The organism is Paenibacillus sp. WG02 (genome assembly GCF_055396115.1).
The window spans coordinates 7,947,876-7,963,536 of the sequence record NZ_AP036016.1 but is presented as its reverse complement, the minus strand read 5'-3'; the positions used below and the strand labels follow the sequence as shown (position 1 = coordinate 7,963,536).

Annotated in this window: 17 protein-coding genes; 14 read left to right on the top strand and 3 right to left on the bottom strand. The window is 47.7% G+C overall.

Features of this window, described 5'->3' with window-relative positions; genetic code table 11:
* Positions 1–50 precede the first annotated feature (50 nt).
* Positions 51–869 (bottom strand): transporter substrate-binding domain-containing protein, encoded by an 819-nt coding sequence (locus ACBP55_RS35910; RefSeq protein ID WP_464648418.1) that lies wholly within the window; start codon positions 867–869, stop codon positions 51–53.
* 514 nt (positions 870–1,383) lie between these two features.
* The gene (locus ACBP55_RS35905) at positions 1,384–2,319 is read right to left on the bottom strand and encodes a hypothetical protein (RefSeq protein ID WP_464648417.1); all 936 of its coding nucleotides are present in this window, start codon (positions 2,317–2,319) and stop codon (positions 1,384–1,386) included.
* A gap of 537 nt (positions 2,320–2,856) precedes the next feature.
* On the opposite strand from ACBP55_RS35905, the gene ACBP55_RS35900 reads away from it, so the two are divergent.
* The 5 genes from ACBP55_RS35900 (at position 2,857) to ACBP55_RS35880 (ending at position 6,664) form a co-directional block, all read left to right on the top strand.
* Positions 2,857–3,753, top strand: coding sequence for an ABC transporter substrate-binding protein (locus tag ACBP55_RS35900; RefSeq protein ID WP_464648416.1), 897 nt, complete (start codon positions 2,857–2,859; stop codon positions 3,751–3,753).
* Positions 3,744–4,169: a hypothetical protein gene (locus tag ACBP55_RS35895; protein ID WP_464648415.1), complete on the top strand. Its 426-nt coding sequence runs from the start codon at positions 3,744–3,746 to the stop codon at positions 4,167–4,169. Before ACBP55_RS35900 ends, ACBP55_RS35895 begins: the two co-directional genes overlap by 10 nt.
* 90 nt (positions 4,170–4,259) lie before the next feature.
* Complete coding sequence (locus ACBP55_RS35890; RefSeq protein WP_464648414.1) at positions 4,260–5,120, top strand: carbohydrate ABC transporter permease; 861 nt, start codon at positions 4,260–4,262, stop codon at positions 5,118–5,120.
* Positions 5,117–5,947: a carbohydrate ABC transporter permease gene (locus tag ACBP55_RS35885; RefSeq protein ID WP_464648413.1), complete on the top strand. Its 831-nt coding sequence runs from the start codon at positions 5,117–5,119 to the stop codon at positions 5,945–5,947. Before ACBP55_RS35890 ends, ACBP55_RS35885 begins: the two co-directional genes overlap by 4 nt.
* Positions 5,948–5,962: 15 nt before the next feature.
* Positions 5,963–6,664 carry a PIG-L deacetylase family protein gene (locus tag ACBP55_RS35880; protein WP_464648412.1) on the top strand — a complete coding sequence of 234 codons (702 nt, stop codon included), beginning with the start codon at positions 5,963–5,965 and terminating at the stop codon, positions 6,662–6,664.
* Positions 6,665–6,728: 64 nt separating this feature from the next.
* Here ACBP55_RS35880 and ACBP55_RS35875 read toward each other — a convergent pair whose 3' ends face one another.
* Entirely contained in the window at positions 6,729–7,370 is a 642-nt protein-coding gene (locus ACBP55_RS35875) for a GntR family transcriptional regulator (protein ID WP_464648411.1), read from the bottom strand.
* Between the two features lie 178 nt (positions 7,371–7,548).
* Here ACBP55_RS35875 and ACBP55_RS35870 point away from each other — a divergent pair, with 178 nt between their 5' ends.
* The 9 genes from ACBP55_RS35870 to ACBP55_RS35830 all read left to right on the top strand — a co-directional run bounded on the left by ACBP55_RS35870 (position 7,549) and on the right by ACBP55_RS35830 (position 15,644).
* On the top strand, positions 7,549–8,700 hold the full coding sequence (locus ACBP55_RS35870) for a mandelate racemase/muconate lactonizing enzyme family protein (RefSeq protein ID WP_464648410.1): 1,152 nt from the start codon (positions 7,549–7,551) through the stop codon (positions 8,698–8,700).
* Positions 8,701–8,767: 67 nt separating this feature from the next.
* Positions 8,768–9,109 carry an alcohol dehydrogenase catalytic domain-containing protein gene (locus tag ACBP55_RS35865; protein ID WP_464648409.1) on the top strand — a complete coding sequence of 114 codons (342 nt, stop codon included), beginning with the start codon at positions 8,768–8,770 and terminating at the stop codon, positions 9,107–9,109.
* Positions 9,022–9,792 (top strand): zinc-dependent alcohol dehydrogenase, encoded by a 771-nt coding sequence (locus ACBP55_RS35860; RefSeq protein WP_464653549.1) that lies wholly within the window; start codon positions 9,022–9,024, stop codon positions 9,790–9,792. The genes ACBP55_RS35865 and ACBP55_RS35860 overlap by 88 nt, the downstream gene beginning before the upstream one ends.
* A 14-nt stretch (positions 9,793–9,806) precedes the next feature.
* The gene (locus ACBP55_RS35855; protein ID WP_464648408.1) at positions 9,807–10,898 is read left to right on the top strand and encodes an ABC transporter substrate-binding protein; all 1,092 of its coding nucleotides are present in this window, start codon (positions 9,807–9,809) and stop codon (positions 10,896–10,898) included.
* A gap of 52 nt (positions 10,899–10,950) precedes the next feature.
* Positions 10,951–12,054 (top strand): ABC transporter ATP-binding protein, encoded by a 1,104-nt coding sequence (locus ACBP55_RS35850; RefSeq protein WP_464648407.1) that lies wholly within the window; start codon positions 10,951–10,953, stop codon positions 12,052–12,054.
* A complete protein-coding gene (locus ACBP55_RS35845) occupies positions 12,047–12,892 on the top strand; it encodes an ABC transporter permease (protein WP_464648406.1) in 846 nt (281 codons plus the stop codon). Before ACBP55_RS35850 ends, ACBP55_RS35845 begins: the two co-directional genes overlap by 8 nt.
* 9 nt (positions 12,893–12,901) lie before the next feature.
* A complete protein-coding gene (locus ACBP55_RS35840; protein WP_464648405.1) occupies positions 12,902–13,675 on the top strand; it encodes an ABC transporter permease in 774 nt (257 codons plus the stop codon).
* A gap of 81 nt (positions 13,676–13,756) precedes the next feature.
* Positions 13,757–14,509 (top strand): HAD family hydrolase, encoded by a 753-nt coding sequence (locus ACBP55_RS35835; protein WP_464648404.1) that lies wholly within the window; start codon positions 13,757–13,759, stop codon positions 14,507–14,509.
* 28 nt (positions 14,510–14,537) lie between these two features.
* Positions 14,538–15,644, top strand: a complete 1,107-nt coding sequence (locus ACBP55_RS35830; RefSeq protein ID WP_464648403.1) for a lactonase family protein — start codon at positions 14,538–14,540, stop codon at positions 15,642–15,644.
* The last annotated feature ends 17 nt before the right edge of the window (positions 15,645–15,661 follow it).

Below are 15,661 nucleotides of genomic sequence, written 5' to 3'. Positions count from 1 at the left end.
ATAAGAGGCCCGCCTTGTTTTACAGCAGACCTCCTCATCTTCATCGTTATTTAATACTGCGGATTTAGCATATAAGGAGGATTAATGCCGAACCACTTCGTATAAAGACTTTTATTCGTTCCCTGATTATTAATCTGGAATACGAAGAAGTTCAAGTAATTCAACCATTCCTGGTCGCCTTTACGTACTGCTATACCTTGATAAAGCGGAGCTATAAGCGGGTCGCCCGCCACTTTCAGTTCGGGATAAAGCTTGGCTTGGTAAGCCAGGAAACTTTCGTCCTCGACAAACGCATCCGCTTGACCGTTTTTGACGGCAAGCACACATTCCGCGGAATTGGAGAAATACGAAAGCTGTGCCTTCGGGGCAAGTTCGGTGACGGCCTGGTTGGTGGAACCCTTTACAACAGCGACCTTTTTATCATTAAGATCTTGAACTTTCTGAATGGCGCTGTCTTTCTTGACCAGCATTTTCTCGCTGGCAGCCGAGTAGGGCGCAGACACATTAATCTTTTGCAAGCGTTCGTAGGTTCGCGAAAAACTGCCTATAACTGCATCCACTTTCCCAGTTTCGATAGCCGGGATTCGCGCAGAGGAATCGAGATCGATGATTTCAAGCTCGGCGTTCAGGGATTTTGCCAATTCTTTGGCAATGTCTACATCGTAGCCTTGCGGGTTATTTTTATCGTCTTTAAACCCGAAAGGCGGGTAGGAGAGAATGACCCCGACTTTCAGTTTTTTGGATTGAACGACCTTCGTCAGAAACGAGCTTTCCATCTTACTGGAGTTTCCCGGCGTTGAGCATCCTGTTATGGCAAGAACAAGCACCAGCGCTATGAATAGCAGACCATAAACATTTCTTTTTTTCATACAAAGACCCCTTTCGATTAAAATAATATTTGCAACAGGTTTCCATGCCCAGGCCCGGTGTATCCGGGATAACGATTTGGCTGTTTGCAAAAGACAGCTGGCTCGTTAGAACTTCATTCATTCTTTCTGACAACGCTTTCAAAATCCGCATACGATTCATCACATCACTATTTTCATCCTCTTGCCTCCTTGATGGATAAATTTCGGCGCATTATTTGGGATAGCGCTTTATGAGCCCATAGTATCATCACACTTTTAATATTGTCAACAATAACAATAACAATTATGCCAAATCTTATTTGTTGCAGGTTGAAGACCCAAAAAAAAGAGCCTCGTCAACGAGACGAGGAGCACCCCTTAGAATGGTATGAGAGAAGGGTCGGCCTCTCCGGTTTATACATCAGTACCACCGAGAATGTTAATCCCAAGCATATGACGTGCAATTTTGGCAACTTGGTCAGATTTCCCGACGAAATAATACAGTTGGGAATGATCCGATTGAACAGAAAAATCTTTACTGTTCATAGAAGGGGCATGGTATTCCAATTCCCCGAAGCCGCCCATCTTTTCTCCATCGTAGAAAAACTGCATGCAGGAACCGGTATAATGCGGTCTGACTTTCCGGATAATCGGGATATGAGGCAGATGGGTTTACCTGGAACTGTCTTACGATTAAACAGGAAGTTTCCTGACTTAATCTTCGGTAATAACCGAATCTTCCGGTACTTTGCAGAGTATGATACGACAGCTTGAAGCTGCTGCCGCCTTCAAACGGGAAGCTTGCATAGTGGGACTGACGATTTATCCGGATCTCCTCTTGTTCCCGGTACATCACAAGCGGTTCGGAATCACCCAGCACAGGAACCAAAACCGTGCCGCCGGGAGGGACCTGCAGGATCGACCATAGGTTGAATTCGGGTAACGGCGAATCCGGCACATGCTCCGTCTCGGGAAGGAGCTGTAAGCGCGTTTCGCATTGATATCCGATGTAGGGAATTTGTGCCAGCTCACGGTACTCGTCGGAATCAATCATTAGAAAAGGATTGGCAATCAGGCTGTATTCCTTCGTCAGGCTAAGCGGAACATTGGTTTGATCCGGCCAATGGGTCAAAATGCTGGTTTGTCGGGTACGTACCGTCCCGGCTTTATCCGAAGGGATAAAACGATAGGAGCCGGGATCGAGCTGCGCAGGAATATCATAATTACCCGATGCATCCGCGAAAAAATCCATCTCGGGACTGATCCAGGTGCGGTCTCCTCCGACATTCCATGAGTCTTCTTCCAAGGCGTGAATATCGGTCCATACCGCGGATTCCTTACTGTTAGCCGGTACGAGGCGGATCAGGCGGGAACCTCTCTCCAAAATGATGGCGTGACCGCCTTGCGTATCTTTCAACAAACGATGGTTCTGGTTTAAAGTAGTTAATTGTCGAAGCAATGAGTCGCTCAATCGATTCTCTCCCTGTTATAAAATTGATCGTGTATCGTTCCAGTCATGAACCTTTACGTGTCCCGAGGATTGCCGCAATCACAATAACCGGGAAAGTAGCGGCATCTAATTGTCAACAAAATTGTCGACAATTAGATGCCGCTATTATACTTTAGAAATATGGTTTTTAAAAGATATTTTCATAGTATGCAGCCAGCACGAGGAATGATGCGAAGAATATACCTTTTGCCGATGAATGAATAAAGTCAGGGTCGTAACTAAAGAGGATGATTTAAAGTGCATTTATTGTTAACAATATTGTTGACAATAATAATGAAATTAAATTATACTGTCTTTCAAGCGGGCTCCGAGTTCGAGTGATCGTGGTATCCTCTATGGCTGGTTCGACCGTACGTTTCATGTGTACTTGTAAGCGATACCAAGAAGTTGAAAGGGGTGATCGTTTCCGGCATGATAGAACAATAATTTGATGGGTGTATCGGAAGAATAGTATGAAAATCTAATTTTGGTTTGCAGTTTAAGGGGAGGTTTAGAATAATGAAGATCTGTTCGAAAAAGTTGACGGTAGTGGCTGGTTTGGTTCTCACATCACTTCTTACAGCTTGTTCAAGCGGTGAAGATATGGCTCGTACCGACAGTGTCAATAAATCGAAGACTTTGAAATTTATGGTTACTACAGAGAATTACAGCGGCAGACTCAAAGAGTTCATATCGAATTATGAAGCCAAGAGCGGCAACCGCGTAGATGTTCAATTGTTTCCGGCAACGGAATTCGAGAATATGCTGAAGGTCAAAATGATGTCCGATGAAGGACCCGATTTGTTTGTTACCGACGATATCGCCATGTCGCAATTCCAAGTCTCGAAAGCATGGTTTGAGGATCTTTCCGGAGAGCCCTGGACAAGCCGGCTGTCGGAAGGCGGCAAAAAAATTATTCAATGGAACGATGGCCGAATAACCGGATTGCCCATTACGAATCCGGGAGGCATGGGGATCTTGTATAACAAAGCGATTTTCAAAAAGCTCGGGCTCGAGGTACCGACGACTTGGGTCGATTTTTTGAAGATCTGCGAAAAGATCAAGCAAGAGGGCATCGTTCCTGTCAACATCCAACTGGCCAACGGGAGCGAGTTCGGTACGACGCATATGATGCACCAGCTATTTGCAAACGCCGGGCTAAACCGAGGCAAAGAAGCCGACCGGTTCTGGCAAGATATGAACACGCACAAGATCAATGTAACGGAAGTGAAGGAGTACGAGCAGTCGTTGAATCAAATGGTGGAATTAAAAGAGAAGGGTTACATCAATGAGGATTTTATTTCAACTACGTTTGAGATGACCCAGGAAAAATTGGGAACCGGCAAAGTGGCCATGCACCCGCCGGCGATTTTATACTTGAACCGCTGCTTAAGAAATATCCAGATATGGAACTAGGTTTCTTCTCCATGCCGTTCGGCAATACGCCGGGTGCCATTTCACTCTACGCGGGGGTGGGGATCTCGGTTAACACAAAAGCTGCGCACAAGGAAGAAGCGCTGGAGCTGATCCGATTGTTCGCTTCCAAGGAGCAGCAAGAAATATACTTACAGAAGTCGCCGGGTATATCCGTCTTCTCCGATGTGAATGCTAAGCAGAATATGATCAGTGGAGATTTACAGCGTTATATGGATAATGGGAAAGCTTTTATGGGGATGTTCGGAAAGTATGAAGCCTGGAACGATATGGATGCCCGAAAAATCATGCAGGAAATGATGCTAGGCGGGAAAAAACCTGCGCAAGTGTTGAAGGAACTGAATTCCAAGATGGAAATAGTGGCCAAAGGGAAAAAGCTTCCGGGGTGGAGCCAGTGAAAGCTCAACGGTTAGGAATGGAGGGAGACTTACATGTCTGGCGTTGTTGAAGAGAAAGCAAGACGTCCGATGCGCAAATGAAGATCTCCCTTGTACTACCCCATCATGTTTGTCGTTCCCGCGTTGGTCATCTATGTTGTGTTTTTCATTTATCCGACCATCCTGGGTTTCTATTATTCTTTCACCGATTGGAATGCGGCAGGCGAAAAAATCCGATTTGTCGGCTTGACTCAATTCATCGAAGTCATTCGAAATCCGGACTTCGCTGTTGCATTGAAAAATACATTCCTATATGCAACGGTAACGACGATCGGCAAAAATGTCATTCCGCTGGTACTGGCCGTGCTGCTGACAATGGGGATGAGGTCGCGAAATGCATTGCGAGCCGTCTATTTTTCGCCTGCTATTCTCAATATCGTGGCGGTTGGCCTTATTTTCCAAGGGTTATTGAATCCTCATACTGGATTTGTCAATAATCTATTGCGTTCATTGAATCTTGACTTTTTGGCATTCGGTTGGATCGGGGACCCGTCTTTATCCATATATGCAGCCTGTTTAATGGAGATATGGCGTGCGTCCGGGATTACGATGGCCATTTATATCGCCGGTATCCAGAACATTCCGACCGATTATTATGAAGCGGCAGATATTGACGGGGCATCCGTTTGGTCGAAATTCATGCATGTGACGCTGCCGCTGCTGATGCCGGCCATTACGATCAATGTGCTTCTGTCGGTCATCTACGGCACCCGCATGTTTGAAGGCGTGTATTTCCTGACTCAGGGCGGCCCCGGTAATTCATCCGAGGTATTGATGACGCTTGTCTATAAGTATATGGGACAAGGCCTTTACGGTTATAGCACCGCATTGAACTTGATATTGGTGCTTCTTATTGTCATGATTTCGATGCCGTTACTCTCTTATATGAAGAAAAGGGAGGTAGAGGGATGATTGAACGGCGGCGAAAACGATGGATCCGATTAGCGGAGTTGTGTTTGTGGGGCATGAGTGCCGTCATCCTCATTCCCTACTTGATGGTTGTGTTGACATCGCTCAAAAGCAGCAAGGAGGCGGGTCTTTTTCGGCTCGCTCTCCCTTCAGATATTCATTTTTTCGATAACTACCGTGTCGTATTTGAGCGAGGGTACGTACTTCAAGGCTTTCTTAACAGTACATTCGTAACGGTAGGTTCAGTCGTCATTGTGTTAATTTGCTCTGCGCTTCTAAGCTTTTATATCGCCAGGGTGCGAAACCGGATATCCGGAGCACTTTACCGATTTTTCTTGCTTGGCATGGTTGCGCCGATTAGTCTAGTCACCACATTCAATGTTCTAAAAACGTTGAACATCCTGAATACGAGAACGGGGATTATCCTGATATTTGCGGGTATCTTGATTCCGTTCGCAATGTTTATTTACGTCGGTTTTGTCAGGACAATTCCGAGAGAAATGGACGAGGCGGCAACGATTGACGGATGCGGACCGTACCGCATGTTTGCCGTCATCATTTTTCCGCTCATGAAACCGATAACCTTTACGGCGGCAATACTGGTGTTCATGAACGTTTGGAACGATTCGCAAATCCCGCTGTTTTTTTTGAACGACAATCAATATTGGACCATGCCTTTGAATATCTATCGATTTTACGGCTATTTCAGCACGGATTGGAACTATATTTTCGGAAATATTTTTCTAACGGCCCTGCCGGTATTCATTATTTATCTGCTCGGGCAGCGTTTTATGATCGAAGGAATGACGAGCGGAGCGGTAAAAGGATGAGGAGGAGGAAATAGAATGCGTATACTTGCGATTGGCGCCCATCCGGACGATGTGGAGATTTTGTGCGGAGGGACGCTCGCCAAATATGCGGCACGAGGGGATCATGTGACCATCTTGATCGCAACGAACGGCAATGTCGGATCTCCTGTCTTGTCAAAGGAAGAAATCGCCGCCGTTCGCCGAAAGGAAGCGGAAACTTCGGCGGCTTGCATTGGAGCGGATTTGATTTGGATGGGGGTTGACGATGAATTTCTGTTCCATGACCGGGAGACGCGAATGGCTTTTATCAATGCCATTCGCAAGGCGTCGCCCGACGTTATGTTCGTGCACGGGAACAATGATTATCATCCCGATCACCGAATATGCGGCGAAATTGCCATAGATTGCAGAATTCCGGTTACCGTACCGCTTATCGAAACGGAATATCCACCTATGCCCCGAATTCCGCATGTTTTTGTGATGGACAACTTGGGCGGGGTAGGATTCGAGCCCGAATTTTATGTGGATGTAACGGACGTTTACGAAATGAAAAGCCGCATGATTCGTTCACATGCGAGTCAGGATCAATGGCTGAACTATCAATACGGTATGGATTACGTCGAATTCGTGTCCAAGACGAGTGCGGTTAGAGGAATGGTAATCGGAGTGCGTCATGCAGAAGCATTCCGGAGCCTTCCCATGTACCCGGTCATGGGAGGCGCGACTTTGTTGCCTTAAAGCCGGCGATCGATGACCAGGACAAATCAAAAGCGCCCTCTGATCACTCAGGGGGCGCTTTTGGCTAGTAAATATGCTTTCTCAAGACGGGTTCAATGATCGCCCAATCTTTGGTCTTAATGGCGTTCAACAATTCGCGATGCTCTTCAATAAGCAGAGAGAAGTCGTTCTGTTGATGCATATGGGAATTGTTCATGAAATGAAAAACGATTCGGGATGAGACTCCCGACCAAAGTGAAATCAGATAGGGCTCTTCAGTCAAGGAAACCAGGTATTCATGAAATTGCAAGTCTTTCTTAACGATTGAGCTCATGTCCATTTTTTGACAAGATTCGATCAATTCGTTCAGGATTTTTTCCAAATCCTCAAAATGGATATTGTTAAGACGGGGAATAACAGTCTGGATGCAGTACGATTCCAACAAGATGCGAAGCGGGTTAAGCAATCGATCGACTTCTCCCTTTTCTACGTTCGCGACAGTGGTTTCACGATGAGTTTGTGTGACAAGCAGACCTTCGCGCTCGAGAAGTAAAATCGCTTCACGGATGGGGCCGCGGCTTACGCCCATATCTTTGGATAGGTCCTGCTCGCGCAAACGCTGGCCGGGCTTCAGTTGGCCGCCGATCACGGCATCCTTGATGTCCTGATAGATTTGATTGCGCAGGGTATCCGTTTTTTTTATTGAAAACCGGAATTCGGAACTCATTATTGATCCTCCACTCTTTAATAACTCCAATTATAGATTACAATAACGAATAAAACAACTAACGTCAACGATTACAAAAAAAAATAAACAATGAATGTTATTGTTGACAATTACAAAGTTCTGAAATAATCTAGAGATGAACAAACGCACACAGTTCATTATCTAAAGGAGCGCGATTATGAAAATTATCGATGTTATCACAACACCTGTATTAATTCCCTTCAAGAAGCCTGCAAAGTGGTCCGGAGGCACGCGCCGAAATGCACCTGCACTTATCATTCAGCTAAAAACAGATGAGGGTTTGATCGGATACGGCGAATGTGTCGGTCCGACGATTCCGACGATTCAAACCGTAATCGAGAAAGAATTCAAGCCTTTTCTCATCGGGAAAGACCCCATGCAAACCGAGTTGATTTTGCATCAGTTGGAAGAATACATTCTGAATTGGTCCCAAATCGGTTATTATGCAATGGCAGGCATCGATATCGCGCTGCTCGATCTCAAAGCCAAAATATTGAACACGCCGTTATATAATCTTCTTGGCGGACTGTACCGGAAAGATGTCCGTTTCTCAGGTTACTTGTTCATAGACGATCCGCTCGTGAATGCGAAGGAAGCGGAGGAACTGGTGGCCAAAGGTTACGACGAGATTAAGATCAAAGTCGGCCGGGAAGTCGACTACGATACGCAGCGCATCAAGGAAATTCGCCGGGCTGTCGGTCCGAAAGTGAAATTGAGAATCGATGCGAATCAAATTTGGAGCGTGCCTACGGCCATTCGGGCAATCAACCAGATGGCGGTTTACGACCTGCAGCTGGTCGAGCAGCCGGTGCCTTATTACGATATCGACGGGATGGCAGCAGTCAGCCGGGCGGTACCGGTTCCCATTACGGCGGACGAATCCTGCACGACCTTCGATTCGGCGCTCAAGCTGATCGAGAAAGGCGCCGTATCCGCGTTCACCGTATATCCGTCAGAGGCGGGCGGCCTTCTGAAAGCGAAGCAAATTGTCGATCTTGCCAACAACTACGGAATATGGTGCGTGACGGGATCATGGGCGGAAACGGGTATCGCGACAATGGCGAATGCCCATCTGATTGCTTCCTCCCGCAACTTCGTATTTGCCAGCGATACGCACTATGAATGGTATGCATCGGATGTTCTACAGAATAAGCTCAATATCGCGAACGGCAAATTGTCGATGACCGATAAGCCCGGTCTTGGCGTCGAGCTTGCCCGGACTTTGGCGGACTGGCCAAAGAAGAGATCAGAGAAATGGTGTTTTATGATGACGAGTCGGCAGCCGCGTATCAGCCGCGTATCGGCATGATTCTTTAATTACCGGTAAAGCTGCGGTTTACGGCAGAGCACCTGCCACATTGAAAGGAGGCTGCAAGATGACAAAAACCATGCAAGCGCTTGTATGGCACGGTGTCGGGGATTTGCGGAGCGAGGAAGTCACGGTCCCCCGCATCGGAGCGAAAGAAGTATTGGTTAAAGTACGGTACGCGGGTATTTGCGCAACCGATCAGGAAATTTTCAACGGACAATATCCGTATCCCGCACCGTACATTCCTGGCCACGAAATTACGGGCACGATCGAGGAGATCGGGGAAGGCGTCGAGCAGCTGCAAGTCGGGGCCGGGTCGTCATTGACCCGGCCATCCCTTGCGAGACATGCAGATTTTGCCGAAACGGACGCTCGGAATTTTGTCAACATTATCGCGAGCTCGGTATAAACGAAAACGGGGGTTGGGCACAGTTCGTTAAGGCGCCTGCTAGATGCGTATACCCGATCCCGGTTACGCTCAGCGATAAATCCGCGGCTGTCATCGAGCCCTTGGTATGTCCGTTCGGTGCGGTTCATGCGGCCGGCGTCGAAACGGGGGATCATGTGCTCGTGATCGGCGACGGACCGGCCGCGATGTATTTCGTGCAAATTGCCCGATTGATGGGTGCGGCGTCCGTATCGGTTTCCTATAAATTGGACTCCCGCATCACAGGATTGCTAAAATGCGGTGCCAAGTACCTTGCCAAAAGCGAGCGCATTCATGAGCTGGTCGATACGAAAGCTTATCAGGCGCACGGAGGCTTTGATCTGGTTATTGACGCCGTGGGGTATTCGGAAACGATAAGACAAGCCATCGGAATGGTTCGAATCGGCGGAAGAATTATTTTATATGGACTGAAGGAAGCTGAATCGGACGCCTTCCCTCATAAGGAAATTATTTTGAAAAATCTGACGCTGTACGGCCGGACAAATGCGCCTGCACTCTGGGGCAAAGTGATTGAATGTATTGAAAACGGTTTTTTGGAAATTGATTTCATTCCCGATCAAGAGGTTAACCCGCAGGAGGTAGCGGAGCTGCTCTCGAAACCGCAATGGCCGTGGGTAAAGTGCATCGTGAAGTGGAGCGAATAAAAGGAGGGGCTCTAATGAAAAGAAACGTACGTCTGGGTAAAATGCTTGCATCGTCACTGATTCTGCTCCTGCTTGCCGCATGCGGAGACGGCTCTGCATCTTCCGATAAGGATAAACCTTTTGCCGGCAAAGAACTAAACGTCTTGTCCTGGGAAGGGTATCAGGAGCCGGAATGGGTTAAACCTTTCCAGAAGCAGCATGGCGTTAAGGTCAATGTCACCTACGCGGGAAGCGTTGACGAGATGTTTTCGAAAGCGGCTTCCGGCTCGCTCCATTACGATTTGATCTTTATGGATGGGGGCTCCGTTACACGGTACAACAAAATGAAGCTGATTCAGCCCATCGACGTCGCCAAATTGAAGCATTACAACGAACTCATCTCGAACATGAAGAGCATCAATGACAAACACATCGTGTCGGGCGGACAAACTTATTCGATTCCGTTTGCCTGGGGTTCGCTTCCTCTGGCCGTCAATAAGGATAAAGTCAAAGAACCCGTCACCTCGTGGTCCGCCCTATGGGATAGCAAATATAAAGGGAAAATCGCCACCATCGACGATGCAAACAATCAGGTTGCGACTACCGCGCTTCTGCTTGGTTATCCCGATCCCTATAACCTCACGGAGGAACAGATGGCTGAAGTGAAGAAGAAGCTGGTTGAGCAAAAGCCGCTGGTCCGTTCCTATTATTCCGGTTTCGAAGACGGCAAAAACCTGATGGCGAGCGGAGAAGCTTGGATCCTGTTTACGCAGGGGCCGACGATGGTAACCGATCTTAACGACCAGGGCATGAACGTGGAAGAAGTCATTCCGAAGGAAGGGGCGCTTGTATGGATCGATAATGCCACAATCGGGGCGAAAACGGAAAACCCGGAACTTGTTTATAGCTATATCGACTATTTAATCTCTTCCGAGGTACAAGCCCAATTGATCAAGAAAACCGGCTACGGCGGGGTCAACGGCAATTCCGTTCAAATATTGACGAAAGAAGAGGCGAGGAAGTCCCATATGGACGATCCGTCCTATTTTGACAAATTGGTTTATGTTTCGTTCCCCGAGAGCTTTGAAAAACGCATCAAGCTGTGGAATGAAGTAAGGGCACAATAGAACGTTGCATGATAAAGACTACGATCAGATCCTTACAAGGAAGGTAAGTTATATGGACAACACACAGCAGGTTGTAATGGAGTTGGCAGGTGTAAATAAACAGTATGGAACCTACACTGCAATTAAGAATCTAGACTTGTCGATTCGCAAAGGAGAGTTCTTCTCCATTGTCGGACCGAGCGGCTGCGGGAAAACGACCATACTCAAAATGATCGCAGGTTTCGAATATCCGACCTCAGGGTCGATAAGGATTGCCGGCAGGTCATCGGACAAGCTGCCCCCTCACAAGAGAAATGTCAATACCGTATTTCAAAATTACGCTTTGTTTCCGCATATGAACATCTATGATAACGTGGCTTATCCGCTTCGGATCAAGAAAACGGATAAGGCCGCCATACAAAAGTCCGTTATGGAGCATCTGGACATGGTGGGGATGTCTCAGCATGCTCACAAGGCGCCTCAGCAGCTCAGCGGGGGGCAGAAGCAGCGGATCGCACTTGCCCGTGCCATGATTTCCAAGCCTGATATCCTACTTTTGGACGAACCTCTGTCGGCCCTAGATTTTCATCTTCGTCAGGATATGCAACGCGTGTTGAAACAATTGCAACGTGAAAGCGGTATCACGTTTGTGTATATTACCCATGACCAAGGAGAAGCGCTTAGTTTGTCGGATCGTATCGCCGTAATGAATCAAGGTATCCTTCAACAAGTAGACACCCCTACGGTTATCTATCAGAAGCCCGCTACGAAATTCGTTGCAGGCTTCATCGGAAAGACGAATATTTTGAAGGGCGCGTTCGACGAAAATCGGATTTTTGTCATATCCTCCGGGAACGGGAAGGCCTGCTTGAGCATACGAGACGAAGGATTCTTCCAAGCGGGAAATGAATTCTATATATCGATACGGCCAGATAAGATCAGGTTCTCGAAAAAGGACGATAGCTACGACAACTGCATTCGAAGTACTTCCATCGTCGATCTGGCGTATTACGGCTCGGAAAGGGAAATCCTCCTGAACACGGAAGAGTTTGGGGCGCTGCTCGTGAAGGTCCACGAACATGAATCGGCAGACTTGACAGTCGGGGAGAAAACAGACATTTATTTCCGTTCCAAAGACGTCATTTCCATACCGATAAGCGGAGCCGCCTATGAATAACAAAAATATCGTTACCGGCTTGACCTTCTTGTGGGTAGCGCTCTTCATACTTATTCCGATCGGCATTATGATTGCATACAGCTTCTGGTATGTGGAGGATTTCAAGATCGTCAAGGAGATTACGTTCCGGAACTATGAAGAAGTGATTTCGAATGGAACTTACCTTTCTATTTTATGGAAGACGATCAAATTGGCCGCACTAATGGGGCTGTTAGCCACCCTTATCAGTTATCCTCTGGCTATTTTCGTTCATTTTCATGGGGGAAAACACAAGGAGTTTCTGTATCTTGCGGTTCTTGCGCCACTTCTTGTGGGATATTTGATCCGGGTTTACGCTTGGAGATCGATATTGGGCGAAAAGGGCGTCATTAATTCCGTCCTGACCATGACGGGGATATTGTCCGAGCCTACCGATAAGCTGCTGTTCAACAATTTCTCGGTTGTCGTTACGATGTTGTGCATTGCCATACCGTTCACTTTTATACCCATCTACAACGCGCTCGAGAAAATCCCTGCCTACCTGTTGAATGCGGCGGCGGATCTCGGTGCGAATGCGCGGCAAACGTTCCTGACCGTGCTGCTTCCGCTCAGCCTTCCCGGTATGGTAACTGGTTTTATGTTTGCCTTCATTTCGGCATTGGGGGATTACATGACACCGTCACTCGTTGGCGGCACTTCCGGAATCCTGATCGGGAATTTTATTCAATCCCAGTTCGGCAACAGCTTCAACTGGCCGCTCGGTTCCGCCCTTGCCATCGTGATTCTGATGATCACCCTTATTGTTATCGCCGTATCCCAGAAACTTGGCGATGTTAAGGGCGTCATCGAGGAAGGGTAGGGAGACGACATGAAAATAGGGAAGCTCTTGTTTGTCGCATTCGTTTGTCTTGCATTTTTCTTTATGTATTTCCCCATAGCGGTAATCGTCCTGTTTTCCTTTAACTCGGGTAAAATACCGGCGTTTCCGATCGATGGCTTTACCTTGCACTGGTATGCAGAGCTCTTCCGGGAGCCGAAGCTGTGGCTTGCCGCCAAGAACAGCTTGTTGGTAAGCATTCCGTCGGTCATCGTCAGTACCGTTTTCGGAACGATGGCGGCATTCCTGTTCCAACGCCATAAATTTCCCGGACAAGGCTTCTTGCAAATGGCGATACTGATGCCTTATGTACTTCCCGGCATTTTGACGGGCATTTCCCTTACCTTGCTGTTCAAATTGCTGAATGTGCCATCGACGCTATTAACCGTTATCGTGGGTCATACCGTTCTGATTACGCCTTTGATCATGATTATGACGATGAATCGTTTGAAGCGTTTTGACAGATCTATAGAGCTGGCATCCATGGATCTTGGTGCAAGCCCTTTTATGACGTTCTTTCGAATCACGCTGCCGAATATCAAAGGAGCGATTATCGGCGGCATGTTGCTCGGCTTGACTGTCTCCTTCGACGAGGTGATTGTGACCTTCTTCCTGATCGGTACCGACAATACATTGCCGATGCAGATTTGGTCCATGATTCGTTACGGTTTTTCGCCGCAGATCAACGCCATTTATTCCATCATCATCATCGTTACGTTGTTTTTTGTGTTCTTCACGAATCGGAATAGCGCGAAGAACAAGTAGGTGGACATGTTTATACCGGCGAATACGCTTCAAAGGTTAACGTCACTTTGTGGGGATATTTTATAGGGGAGGAAATCGAGGATGACAGGAAAGACAGTATATTTTGGCGAAAAAGCGACCAAGGTCAAATGCGTTGCATTCGATAAAGACGGGACGCTGTTCGATGCGTTCGGGTTCTGGCGCTATATCGATAATCTGCGAAAAGAAGAGTTCGTTTCCCAGGTCGGGCTCGAACATCAGCAGGCATGGAGCAGTCTGATGGGAATGACCGAAGAATCGATCGATCATCAGGGCGTTCTTGCAGTCGCCTCCACGCAGGAAGAAATCACGATGACAGCCGGCCTTATCTACCAGTTGAAGGGCTGGCCGTGGATCCGGTGCAAGCAGTTGGCGGCGGATATTTTCAGAGAGGCCGATGCGAAGCTGGAGATCGATAAAGCTTTTAACCGGGTGGAAGGGGCTCCGGACATTTTTCATACGTTAAGAGAGGCGGGCATCCATACCGGCATTCTGACTTCTGATGCTTTAGCCCGTACGGAAGATTGCATGCGCCTCCTGGATATTGTGGAGCACCTGGAATTTGTCATTACGCCCGAAAAAGTCAAGAACGGGAAGCCTTCTCCCGATATGGTTCATATAGCGTGCGAAATTCTGGGCATCCAGCCGTCCGAAATGGCCGTCGTCGGCGATTCTTTGGTCGACTTGAGAATGGCAAAAGCCGCAGGAAGCTTGGCGGTCGGCATCATTACCTATGATGGTTCCTCCGAGGTACTTGCACCTGAAGCGGATATCCTCATCCGTTCGCTTACGGAAATTCGGGTTGACTTTTCCTAATATTTAATCGAAATCGGATGTGGTAGATTTGTCGAACGGGAACAAATTGACGGTTGCAGTCGGTTCATATGGAGCAGGGGAGCAGGAAGCGATACATTTTTATCGATTTGATAAGATCCGAGGGACGCTGGGGCAGCTTGGGGGATTTGCAGGAATTGAGAATCCGTCGTTCCTTGCTATTGGCAAAGATGCGAGTCATCTGTATGCAGTAAGCGAGACCGATGGTACCGGAGAGGTTGTATCTGTGACAGCTGACGTCTCAGGCAGGATGATTTCCGAGCTGAATCGCCAACCAACATACGGGGCGTTTCCTTGTAATCTGACCGTCGATCCGTCGGGCAAATGGTTATTGTCGGTCAATTATGAGGGGGGCAGCGTATGCGTTTACCCTATTGAAAAGGATGGGCGGATAGGCCGTCTTTCCGATCAAGTGCATCATGCCGGAAGAAGCGTTAATCCGGCAAGACAAGGCTCGCCTCACCCTCATTCCATCATTGCGGTTCCCTCTACATCATTTTATTTGGTATCGGACTTGGGGACGGAGCACATTTATACCTATCGTCTTGATGGCAAAATTGGGAAATTGGAGCTTATTTGCAGGACAAGAGCGGAACCGGGGGCAGGGCCTAGGCATTTGGCCGTACATCCAACGAAACCATGGATTTATTCGATAGAGGAATTAAGCTCGACCGTTACCGTGTACGAATTTGAGATGCAGACTGGGCAGCTGAGGCCGATCCAAACGATCACCACTTTGCCAGGTGACTTTACAGAGGAAAATACTTGCGCCGAAATTGCGGTATCTTCGGACGGAAGATTTGTTTACGGCTCCAATCGGGGACATAATAGCATCGCAAGTTACAAGATTGACGAGGAAGGCAGATTGGCCTTATTGGGACATACCGCAACAAACGGGGAAACGCCCAGACATTTTGCGCTTGTTCCCGGAGGGAAATGGTTGATAGCCGCCAATCAAGACTCCGATTCGATCATCGTCATGAAAATCAATTCCAGCGGAGTTCCGGAGTTGACGGGACAGCAATATGTTGTAGAGAAACCAAGTTGCATACAAATAATTGAAACAAGTTCATGGTTAACTGATGCACCGCCTAAGCCCGGACGGTCGACGAATTAATTAAAAAAAGCGAAGGA

Bases quoted from the DNA above. Each gene is read 5' to 3' on its own strand.
- ACBP55_RS35840 (WP_464648405.1), top strand. From the start codon at position 12,902: ATGAAAATAGGGAAGCTCTTGTTTGTCGCATTCGTTTGTCTTGCATTT.
- ACBP55_RS35850 (WP_464648407.1), top strand. From the start codon at position 10,951: ATGGACAACACACAGCAGGTTGTAATGGAGTTGGCAGGTGTAAATAAA.
- ACBP55_RS35895 (WP_464648415.1), top strand. From the start codon at position 3,744: ATGGAACTAGGTTTCTTCTCCATGCCGTTCGGCAATACGCCGGGTGCC.
- ACBP55_RS35870 (WP_464648410.1), top strand. From the start codon at position 7,549: ATGAAAATTATCGATGTTATCACAACACCTGTATTAATTCCCTTCAAG.
- ACBP55_RS35845 (WP_464648406.1), top strand. From the start codon at position 12,047: ATGAATAACAAAAATATCGTTACCGGCTTGACCTTCTTGTGGGTAGCG.
- ACBP55_RS35880 (WP_464648412.1), top strand. From the start codon at position 5,963: ATGCGTATACTTGCGATTGGCGCCCATCCGGACGATGTGGAGATTTTG.
- ACBP55_RS35875 (WP_464648411.1), bottom strand. From the start codon at position 7,370: ATGAGTTCCGAATTCCGGTTTTCAATAAAAAAAACGGATACCCTGCGC.
- ACBP55_RS35835 (WP_464648404.1), top strand. From the start codon at position 13,757: ATGACAGGAAAGACAGTATATTTTGGCGAAAAAGCGACCAAGGTCAAA.
- ACBP55_RS35885 (WP_464648413.1), top strand. From the start codon at position 5,117: ATGATTGAACGGCGGCGAAAACGATGGATCCGATTAGCGGAGTTGTGT.
- ACBP55_RS35865 (WP_464648409.1), top strand. From the start codon at position 8,768: ATGACAAAAACCATGCAAGCGCTTGTATGGCACGGTGTCGGGGATTTG.
- ACBP55_RS35910 (WP_464648418.1), bottom strand. From the start codon at position 869: ATGAAAAAAAGAAATGTTTATGGTCTGCTATTCATAGCGCTGGTGCTT.
- ACBP55_RS35900 (WP_464648416.1), top strand. From the start codon at position 2,857: ATGAAGATCTGTTCGAAAAAGTTGACGGTAGTGGCTGGTTTGGTTCTC.
- ACBP55_RS35855 (WP_464648408.1), top strand. From the start codon at position 9,807: ATGAAAAGAAACGTACGTCTGGGTAAAATGCTTGCATCGTCACTGATT.